The following is a 10,091-nucleotide window of genomic DNA, read 5'->3' on the forward strand; positions in this document are numbered from 1 at the left end:
GTCCGCCGACCCGGGGCCCGCCTGCCCGCCTCGGTCGAGCTGGCGGGCGACCAGACCTTCCATCTCGGCTGCGCGGTGCGCCAACGCTGTGAGCTGTTGCCGTTGTTCGGTGACGACGGCGGCGACCTCCGCCGGGCGAGAGCGGACTCGAGGGCTGGACAAGTAGGTCCTCGGCTGCAGCAGGTAGTCCTGCTGGCCGATCTCGGAGATGGAGACGGAGCGTGCGAACCCGGGTTCAAGTACATCGCCTCCCCCGATGTGCTGTTGGTGGGCTGCAAAAATCTCGGTGATGGCCTCGGGCGCCAAGTACTGCTGGTTCCGGTTGGTGGCGCGTCCGCGGTCCGCTGCGCTGACGAAGAGCACACGACCATCGGTTTCGGACGGCGCGCGCAACAGCCAGAGATCGACAGCAATCCCGGTGGCGACGAACAGTCGCGGAGGCAACTCGATCACGGCTTCCACCGTCCGGTCCTCGATCAGTCGGCGCCGGATCCTGGCTTCTCGGCCACCGGCGGTCGTTGCAGCCGGAGGCATCACCATGACTGCTCGGCCACCCGGTGCCAATTTGTCGAGAACGTGCTGCATCCATGCAAAGTTGGCGCTGCTGCGCGGCGGCGGACCGTACCGCCAGCGCGGATCGATCTCCTCTGCCGATACCCGCATGTTGAACGGTGGGTTAGTCAGGATGACGTCGAACTTCGAGCCGCGGTCCGGGTCGTGTTGGAGGACATCGCAAGCACCGTGTCCCAGGTCGGGTTCGACTCCATGCAGGGTTAGGTTCATGCTCGTGATCCGCCAGGAGGTCGGTGAAAGAGCGCGTCCAGTGATGTTCGCGGAGAGCTTCGGCTGCTGTTCTCTGATGTGCTCGACTGCGCCGACGAGCAGTGCTCCGTCGCCGCAGCACGGGTCGTACACACCGTCACTCCCACTCGGGCCTGTGATCTTGATGGCAAGCTCGACGATCGATCGTGGCGTGTGGAATTCGCTGGACTTCCGGTATGACGAGAAGTCTTCGAGCAGGTGCTCGAGCAAGTGCGCGGATGCCTGGTCGTGAGTTGTCCGAGTCGCTTCGTTGTCCTGGTGCAGGGCATCGATGATGTCGATCAGGCGGCGAGGGGGGATTTCGCTATTGAAACGAAGTCCCTCGAACAGGGGGTCACTGTCGGATAGCCGACTGAGCAGGGCTACCAGTTCTCGATGATCAGAGTGTTGGCTGTGCCTGTAGATCTCCTGCCACATCTCGGTCCTCCGCGCGTACAGCAATGCGAGGACCAGTTCCTGGTAGCTGGCGGCCGTAGCGGTTCCGCGTAGGTCGCGTAGCCCGTCGGCGATCAGCCACAACGTTCGTTTGACGCGGGCCTTCTCAACGCGCGGTGTAGCTGCTGCTTTGCGGTCGGCGAGTCCAACCGCCCGGCGAAAGCGGTCTCCATAGGTGGCCTCCTCCGACTCGTTCTCTCCTAGCGCGTTGCGCGGGATCCGGCGTTTGTCGAGCCAGGCCGCGACCTCCAGAGCGGAGAAGTGCCCACCCCGGGGTTCCGGGAAGTCGGCGTTGCGCTCTCGCCAATTGCTCACGGCGGCGCGTCCGACACCTGCGGCCTGGGCGATCTGGCTGGCGGAGAGCCAATCGGTCATCGTGCACCGCCGAGGTCGGGCCGCTGAGCGAGCACCCGCGGCACCCGGTCGAATTGTCTGGTCTCGGACTTGAGCGTGGTCGACATGTGACCGAGCAGCTGGTAGATACGGCTGTGATCGTCCGCCAGCTGTCGGTTGAAGATCGGTTCGTAGTGCATGATCCGGTTCCGGAACTTCCGCACCGGGTCGAGCTCGCCGTGTAGCTTTCGGCTCCGGCCAGCGGAGAAGTTCGGGAACGCGCGGTGCAACGCCGGAACCCAGAGCTTGCGGTCGTAGCTCCTACCACGGCTGACCAGCGAGACCCAGAAGCCGAGGTTCAGCTCGGCGACGACGTCGTCGGCGGTCATGGTGCGTCCGACAGCGCCGAAGCGGTTCTTCAGCTTGGCTTCCAGGTTCGCGATCTTTCCCGGCCATTGCTCGTCTAGCTGCACCTTCTGCCACCAGAAGTCGGTGCCGAAGTGGTCTCGCAGCGCTTCGTGCATGGCGTTGCGGAGTGCGACTTCGAGCCAGTGGAGCGGGCCGTAGAAGGCAGCGCAGACCGATAGGTTCCACTGGTACAGGCGAAACGCGGCATCCAGGTCGCCATGGGTCTCCGCGAGGTACGGTGCCATTCGCGCAGACGACAACGTCTTGACCACCCAGTCGGCGGAACTATCCGACATCGTTTCCCCCAGTCGTGCGGTCAGGTCGTGCTAGTCTTGTCCTCGTACGCCCCGGGTCCGCCTCTGCGTTAGCGCGCATGCCGCCCGGGGCCTTTTTCGTTCTGCCGCCTGTAGCCCTCTCGGGGTCGAAGATTGCGGCAATCTGTGTTCACCAGTAGATCATCGGAACACAGTGAAGTCAATAGCGCACTCCAGTGCGCGAAACTGTGAACATCTATGGGCATCCCTGGACGTCTGCGGCGGTCCGCTGAGCTCCACCTCGGAAACGGGTTTGACGGGGCCGGTTACCCTTGGTGCATGTGCGCGAGGCTGCTCCTTGCGAGGCCGCGTTGACCGTCCGCTAGGCGACGTCAACGCGGCGACCCCTCATGCCCGGTAGGGCCTGGGGGGTTTTCCGTTTTTCGCAGGCGGCACACTAGGAGCGCACGACTCGCGCGTTCGAGGGCAAGGCAGGGAAGGACACAAACCGATGAGTGGCCAGGCAGAGACCTCGACCGAAGAGGTTCCGCAGCACCGCTACACCGCGGAGACGGCGGTCGAGATCGAGCAGCGGTGGCAGAACCGGTGGGAGGAGCGCGGCACCTTCCACGCGCCCAACCCGGCCGGGTCGCTCAAGGGTGACGTGCCCGAGGACAAGCTGTTCGTCCAGGACATGTTCCCGTACCCCTCGGGCGCGGGCCTGCACGTCGGCCACCCGCTGGGCTTCATCGGCACCGACGTCTACGCCCGCTACCACCGGATGCAGGGCCGCAACGTCCTGCACACGATGGGCTTCGACGCGTTCGGCCTGCCCGCCGAGCAGTACGCGGTGCAGACCGGGACCCACCCGCGGACCACCACCGAGCAGAACATCGAGCGGTACCTGGGGCAGATCCGCCGCCTGGGCCTGGGCCACGACGAGCGCCGCCGGATCGCCACCACCGACATCGACTTCTACCGCTGGACGCAGTGGATCTTCCTGCAGATCTTCAACGCCTGGTACGACGCCGACGCGCGCCGGGCGCGGCCGATCAGCGAGCTGGAGGACCAGTTCGCCAGCGGTGAGCGCGCCACCCCGGACGGCCGCGCGTGGAGCGAGCTGTCCCGCGTCGAGCAGCGCGAGATCATCGACTCGCACCGCCTGGCCTACGTCTCCGAGGCGCCGGTCAACTGGGCGCCGGGCCTGGGCACCGTGGTGGCCAACGAGGAGGTCACCGCCGACGGCCTGACCGAGCGCGGCAACTTCCCGGTGTTCCGCAAGAACCTGAAGCAGTGGATGATGCGGATCACCGCCTACGCCGACCGCCTGGTCGACGACCTGGACCGGCTGGACTGGCCGGAGAAGGTCAAGACCATGCAGCGGAACTGGATCGGCCGCTCGCAGGGCGCGAACGTGGTGTTCCCGCTGGACGGCTCCGCGCACCACGTCGAGGTCTTCACCACCCGCCCGGACACGCTGTTCGGCGTGACCTACATGGTGCTGGCCCCGGAGCACCCGCTGGTCGACGAGCTGACCGCGACGTCATGGCCGGAGGGCGCGGACGACCGCTGGACCGGCGGTGCGGCCACCCCGGCGGAGGCCGTCGCGCAGTACCGGCGCGCGGCGTCGATGAAGTCCGACCTGGACCGCCAGGAGAACAAGGAGAAGACCGGCGTCTTCACCGGTGCCTGGGCGACCAACCCGGTCAACGGCGAGCGGATCCCGGTGTTCATCGCCGACTACGTGCTGATGGGCTACGGCACCGGCGCGATCATGGCGGTGCCCGGCGAGGACACCCGCGACCACGAGTTCGCCGAGGTCTTCGGGCTGCCGATCGTGCGCACCGTGCAGCCGCCCGCGGACTTCGAGGGCGGTGCCTTCACCGGTTCCGGGCCGCGGATCAACTCCGCGAACCCGCAGATCGGGCTGGACCTGAACGGCCTGGAGCTGGAGGACGCCAAGAAGGCGATCATCAGCTGGCTGGAGGAGCACGGCCACGGCCGCGGCACCGTGCAGTACAAGCTGCGGGACTGGCTGTTCGCCCGGCAGCGCTACTGGGGCGAGCCGTTCCCGATCGTCTACGGCGAGGACGGCCTGCCTCAGGGCCTGCCCGAGGACCAGCTGCCGGTGGTGCTGCCCGAGGTCGAGGACTACTCGCCGCGCACCTTCGAGCCGGAGGACGCCGACAGCCGGCCGGAGCCGCCGCTGGCCAAGGCCACCGAGTGGGCCAACGTCGAGCTGGACCTGGGCGACGGGCTGAAGCACTACGAGCGCGACACCAACGTGATGCCGCAGTGGGCCGGTTCCTGCTGGTACCAGCTGCGCTACATCGACCCGGACAACGGCGAGCGGTTCGTCGACCCGGCCAACGAGCAGTACTGGATGGGCAAGCGCCCCGCGCAGCACGGTGCGAGCGACCCGGGCGGCGTGGACCTGTACGTCGGCGGCGTGGAGCACGCGGTGCTGCACCTGCTGTACTCGCGGTTCTGGCAGAAGGTCCTGTTCGACCTGGGCCACCTGTCGGCGGAGGAGCCGTACCGGCGGCTGTACAACCAGGGCTACATCCAGGCCTACGCCTACACCGACTCGCGCGGCGTCTACGTCCCGGCCGAGGAGGTGGAGGAGCGCGACGGCAAGTTCTTCTTCCAGGGCGAGGAAGTCCGCCGCGAGTACGGGAAGATGGGCAAGAGCCTGAAGAACTCCGTCTCCCCGGACGAGATGGCCGACGCCTACGGCGCGGACACGCTGCGGCTGTACGAGATGGCGATGGGTCCGCTGGACTCCTCGCGGCCGTGGGCGACCAAGGACGTCGTCGGCTCGCACCGGTTCCTGCAGCGGCTGTGGCGCAACGTCGTCGACGAGAACACCGGTGAGCTGCGGGTGACCGACGAGCAGCCGGACGCCGAGATGCTGCGCGCGCTGCACAAGACCATCGCCGGGGTCCGCGAGGACTACGCGGAGATGCGGTTCAACACCGCGGTGGCGAAGCTGATCGAGTTCAACAACCGGATCACCAAGGCCTACGCGTCCGCGGCGGGCACCCCGCGCGCGGTGGTGGAGCCGCTGGTGCTGATGGTCGCGCCGCTGACGCCGCACCTGGCCGAGGAGCTGTGGGCCCGGCTGGGCAACGCGGAGAGCCTGGCGCACGGCCCGTTCCCGGTGGCCGACGAGGAGTACCTGGTCGAGGACACCGCGGAGTACCCGATCCAGGTCAACGGCAAGGTCCGCTCCCGGGTCGTGGTGCCGGCTTCGGCGGACCAGGACGCGGTAAAGGCCGCGGCGCTGGCGGACGAGAAGATCGCCGCAGCCCTGAACGGCAAGGACCCGCGCAAGGTGATCGTCGTTCCAGGCCGCCTGGTCAACGTCGTCGCCTGACGAACCTGGGAAAAGCCGCCCCGCAACTCGCGCGGGGCGGCTTTTCGCTTTTCAGAGCGGTTTTCAGTTGCGGGAGACGGCGTCGATCACGACGCAGGAGACGTTGTCCGGTGCTCCGGCGTCGTGGACCTGCTGCACGAAGTGGTCGACCGCTTCCTCCGGGCTGGCGGCGGAATCGAGGACGTCCCGCAGGACTCGGTCGCTCAGCACGGCGTGCAGACCGTCCGTGGACAGCAGGTAGCGATCCCCGGTGTGCGCTTCGCGCAGGTGCAGATCCGGTTCCGCGCTGCCGCTGCGTTCCAGCGCGCGCAGCAGTTCAGCGCGTTTCGGGTGCGCCGCAGCTTCTTCCGGGGTCAGCCGTCCTTCGTCCACAAGGGACTGGACGAAGGTGTGGTCGTGGGTGATCTGGGTGAGCTCGCCGCCGCGCAACAAGTACGCGCGCGAATCTCCCACGTGCGCCAGGGCGAATCCGGATCCGGACCACAGCATCGCCGTCAGCGTGGTGCCGACGTTCTCCCTTTCGGTGCCGGAGAACTCGTGCACCGCCCGACGCGCGGAGCCGGTCGCGTCACCGAGGTCGCGCAGCAGATCACCGCTCGGTGCCGCGGAATCCAGCGAGCGGAGGGCTTCGAGCGCCGCGCCGCTGGCGGCCCGCTGCTCGCCCTCCATCCCGAATCCGTCGGCCACGGCGAACAACCGCGAGCCCGCGAGCACCGAGTCCTCGTTGCTCCGCCGCACCAGCCCGCAGTCCGTGCGGGCGGCGCAGCGCAGTTCCCATTCCGAAGTGCTGGTCACGGCGAAGTCCTTCCTGGACAGGTCGGTCACGAGTGCGGTGGCCTGCTCGCGGCGGGCCGCGGTCTCGGCTTCGACCTGCCGCCAGTACGACATGACCTCCGCGGCGGCGGCCAGCGGTGGCAGGTCGACGACGACCCGGATCCGGGCCAGCGGCATGCCGAGCGAGCGCAGCCGGGCGACCAGCTGCGCCTTGCCCAGCTGCTCCAGGACGTAGGTCCGGTAGCCGGTGCGCTGGTCGACGTGCTCGGGTGGCAGGAGTCCGAGTTCGTCGTAGAGTCGCAGTGCCTTGGGCGTCAGGCCCGAGGCACGTGCGAATTCACCGATGCTCAGTCCGTCCACGACTCACCTCCTCGTGCCGGGCTCCTCGCCCGGTGCCCCGACCCTGCGGCTTGCCCCGGGGTGAAGGTCAAACGCTCCGGAGAGCCAGGTCACGTGGCGAGGTTACTCGTCGGTAACTACGCTTGGAGCAGTCGGTACCGACGAGTGGAGGCCGCGATGGCATTCGACGCAGGCGAGCTGACGGCGTTGCTGGACGGACGCTGGGCGCACGTTCGCAACCAGGTCCGGGAGGCGCTGGACGGCGTCGACCTCGCGCCCGCTGACGACCTCGACACCGAGAGCCACCGCGCGCGGACCCTCGAGCAGCTGCAGCAGCTGGCCAAGACCGGCGTCCCCGGTCTCGGCTTCCCGTCCGCCTACGGCGGCAGCGGCGACACCGGTGGTTCGGTGGTGTCGCTGGAGATGCTGCCCGGCAACCTGTCGCTGATGGTCAAGTCCGGTGTCCAATGGGGACTGTTCGGCGGCGCGGTCGTCGCGCTGGGCACTGAACGCCACCACGAGCGCTACCTGCGCGACATCATGAGCGCGGAGCTGCCGGGCTGCTTCGCGATGACCGAGACCGGCCACGGCTCGGACGTCCAGAACCTGCGCACCACCGCCACCTACGACCCGGAGTCGCAGGAGTTCGTGGTGCACACGCCGCACGAAGCGGCGCGCAAGGAGTACATCGGCAACGCCGCCCGCGACGGTCGGATGGCGGTCGTCTTCGCCCAGCTGATCACCGGCGGCGAGGGCCACGGCGTGCACGCGCTGCTGGTGCCGATCCGCGACCGGGCCGGGAATCCGCTGCCGGGCGTGGAGATCACCGACTGCGGCCGCAAGGCCGGGCTCAACGGCGTGGACAACGGCCGGATCGTCTTCGACCAGGTCCGGGTGCCGCGCGAGGCGCTGCTCAACCGCTACGGCGACGTCGCCGAGGACGGCACCTACAGCAGCCCGATCGCCAGCAAGGGCAAGCGGTTCTTCACCATGCTCGGCACGCTGATCCGCGGCCGGGTGTCGGTGGCGGGCACCGCGGGCAGCGCCGCCAAGCTCGCGCTGGAGATCGCGCTGCGCTACGGCGACGTGCGCCGCCAGTTCGGCCGGCCCGGCTCCGCCGACGAGGTCGTGGTGCTGGACTACCTGGCGCACCAGCGGAAACTGCTGCCCGCGCTGGCCAAGACCTTCGCCCTGCACTTCGCGCAGGAAGAGCTGGTGGCGAGCCTGCACGACGGGCCGACCGACGAGCGGGCGCAGCGCGAGCTGGAAGCCCGCGCGGCCGGGCTCAAGGCGATCACCACCTGGCACGCCACCCGCACCATCCAGACCTGCCGCGAGGCGTGCGGAGGCGCGGGCTACCTGGCGGAGAACCAGCTGGCGCAGCTCAAGGCCGACACCGACGTCTTCACCACCTTCGAAGGCGACAACACGGTGCTGCTGCAGCTGGTCGCCAAGGGGCTGCTGACCGACTACAAGGACCAGTTCTCCGACCTCGGCACGCTCGGCCTGGCCAAGTTCCTGGCCGACCAGTTCGTCAGCGCGATGTTCGAGCGCAGCGCCACCCGGTCCCTGGTGCAGCGGATCATGGACGGCTCGGGCAAGGACGACATCCTCGACCGCGGCTGGCAGCTCGAGATGTTCGACGAGCGCGAGCGCCATGTCCTCGACGGTCTCGGCCGCCGACTGCGGAAGGCCAATCGCGACAACGGTTTCGAGGTGTTCAACCGCGCGCAGGACCACGTGCTGCGCGCGGGCCGCGTGCACGTCGAGCGGCAGCTGCTGGAGGCGTTCGTCGGCGCGATCGAGCGCTGCCGCGACGAGGAGACCGCTGCACTGCTGAACAAGGTGTGCGACCTCTTCGTGCTCTCCACCATCGAGGAGGACCGCGCCTGGTTCCTGGAGCACGAGCGGATCACGCCGCGCCGGTCGAAGGCGATCACCGAGGCGGTCAACGAGCTGTGCCGCCAGATCCGCCCGCACGCGGTGGACCTGGTCGAGGCCTTCGGAATCCCGCGCCAGTGGCTCACCGCACCGATCGCGACCGGAGCGGAAGCCGACCGGCAGGAGGAGCTGCGGGCCTACGAGCGCTCGTGAGCAGAGGGCGATTTCGCGTGGAAATCGGTGATTCCGCGCGAAATCGCCCATCCTCCTGCTCGATCGGTGAAAAATTCGGCCGGAGCGGGAACCGAATTCGGTTCGGTGCGTCCCACCGGGGACCAACCGATGCCGACGAGCTCTTGCGAGGCCCGATGAAACCCCTGCTCCGAAAGGTCACGATCGCCGCGCTGAGCGGTGCGTTGCTGCTGGGCACCGCGGCGACGACCACGACCGCGGCGGTGGCCGGCGAGGACAAGGCCATCGCGTGCCGGTCCGCGGCCAGCGGGCAGGGGGCGTTCTACCCGGGGCCGTCCGCCTCGAAGTTCTACGACAAGGTGTTCGGCCAGGGCCCGGCCGTGCCGGGGCTGGACAAGACGACCCCGCAGGGCCTGGCCGCCTGGCCCGGCTGGGACGGCGAGGGCAAGGACCTGCTGCTGGTGACCTCCTACGGGAAGCCCGGGCAGGACGCGCTGATCATCGGCATCGACCCGCACACCGGCAAGCACGTCGGCACGGTCGCCATCGCCGAATCGCACGTCGGCGGCATCGCGATCAGCAAGGGCTGGGCGTTCGTGCAGGGCCGCAACTCCGGCAGCCAGCACACCATCCGCAAGTACAAGCTCTCCGAGCTGCGCGACGCGATGAAGAAGGGCGGCACCCCGTACCTCAAGCAGGTCGGCGAGTCCCGCAAGGTCGCCGCGGCGTCCTTCGTGGCCGCGGACGGCGGCACCGTCTACGCGGGCAAGTTCAACGACTCCGGGCGCGGCACGATGCAGTCGTACCAGGTCGGCGACGACGGTTCGCTGACCGAGCAGAAGACCTACGAGGTGCCGAAGAAGACCCAGGGCCTCATGGTCACCGGCGACAAGTTCGTGTTCACCACGTCGCACGGCCGCAGCAAGCGCAGCAACATCTACGTGGTGGACAAGGGCGCCACCGACATCGACCGCCCGTCCACCAAGTGCTACCGGGCGCCGAGCATGGCGGAGGGCATCACGGAGTTCGGCGGCGCGGCCTACGTGCTGTACGAATCGGGCTCGTACCAGTACAGCGACGCCCGCAACGTCATCAAGAACCTGCACAAGGGTGCGATCTCCTCGGTGACCACCCCCTGACGAGCGCGCCGGCCCGAGCACCCCACGGGCCGGCGTCGGCGGAAGGCCGCTGCGGCTCACCCGCAGAGGCCTTCGCGTTTTCTCGGACAACGAAACTGCTGGTCAGAGCACTGATGGACCGCTGCTCGAACCGATCAC

General features: G+C 68.4%; 6 protein-coding genes. 3 read left to right on the forward strand and 3 right to left on the reverse strand.

All coding sequences use genetic code 11. The annotated features are described in order from the left end of the window. Together ABTZ89_RS29640 and ABTZ89_RS29645 are read right to left on the reverse strand one after the other, a co-directional pair. Nucleotides 1-1,632, reverse strand: a 1,632-nt coding sequence (locus ABTZ89_RS29640; protein WP_351050817.1) for an HsdM family class I SAM-dependent methyltransferase, incomplete at its 3' end; no start/stop codon positions are given. After that, on the reverse strand, nucleotides 1,629-2,243 hold the full coding sequence (locus ABTZ89_RS29645; protein ID WP_351050820.1) for a hypothetical protein: 615 nt from the start codon (nucleotides 2,241-2,243) through the stop codon (nucleotides 1,629-1,631). The genes ABTZ89_RS29645 and ABTZ89_RS29640, both read right to left, overlap by 4 nt. A gap of 520 nt (nucleotides 2,244-2,763) precedes the next feature. On the opposite strand from ABTZ89_RS29645, the gene leuS reads away from it, so the two are divergent. After that, nucleotides 2,764-5,628: a leucine--tRNA ligase gene (gene leuS, locus ABTZ89_RS29650; protein WP_351050823.1), complete on the forward strand. Its 2,865-nt coding sequence runs from the start codon at nucleotides 2,764-2,766 to the stop codon at nucleotides 5,626-5,628. 63 nt (nucleotides 5,629-5,691) lie between these two features. Here leuS and ABTZ89_RS29655 read toward each other — a convergent pair whose 3' ends face one another. Next, entirely contained in the window at nucleotides 5,692-6,762 is a 1,071-nt protein-coding gene (locus ABTZ89_RS29655) for a MerR family transcriptional regulator (protein ID WP_351050825.1), read from the reverse strand. Nucleotides 6,763-6,918: 156 nt separating this feature from the next. Here ABTZ89_RS29655 and ABTZ89_RS29660 point away from each other — a divergent pair, with 156 nt between their 5' ends. Beyond that, entirely contained in the window at nucleotides 6,919-8,835 is a 1,917-nt protein-coding gene (locus ABTZ89_RS29660) for an acyl-CoA dehydrogenase family protein (protein WP_351050827.1), read from the forward strand. Nucleotides 8,836-8,990: 155 nt separating this feature from the next. Beyond that, nucleotides 8,991-9,953, forward strand: coding sequence for a hypothetical protein (locus ABTZ89_RS29665; protein WP_351050830.1), 963 nt, complete (start codon nucleotides 8,991-8,993; stop codon nucleotides 9,951-9,953). The last annotated feature ends 138 nt before the right edge of the window (nucleotides 9,954-10,091 follow it).

The organism is Saccharopolyspora sp. NPDC002686, assembly GCF_040295745.1.
GTDB lineage: Bacteria > Actinomycetota > Actinomycetes > Mycobacteriales > Pseudonocardiaceae > Saccharopolyspora > Saccharopolyspora oryzae.

Coding starts and splice junctions, on each gene's coding strand:
- ABTZ89_RS29665 (WP_351050830.1), top strand. CDS start 8,991: ATGAAACCCCTGCTCCGAAAGGTCACGATCGCCGCGCTGAGCGGTGCG.
- ABTZ89_RS29645 (WP_351050820.1), bottom strand. CDS start 2,243: ATGGCACCGTACCTCGCGGAGACCCATGGCGACCTGGATGCCGCGTTT.
- ABTZ89_RS29660 (WP_351050827.1), top strand. CDS start 6,919: ATGGCATTCGACGCAGGCGAGCTGACGGCGTTGCTGGACGGACGCTGG.
- leuS (WP_351050823.1), top strand. CDS start 2,764: ATGAGTGGCCAGGCAGAGACCTCGACCGAAGAGGTTCCGCAGCACCGC.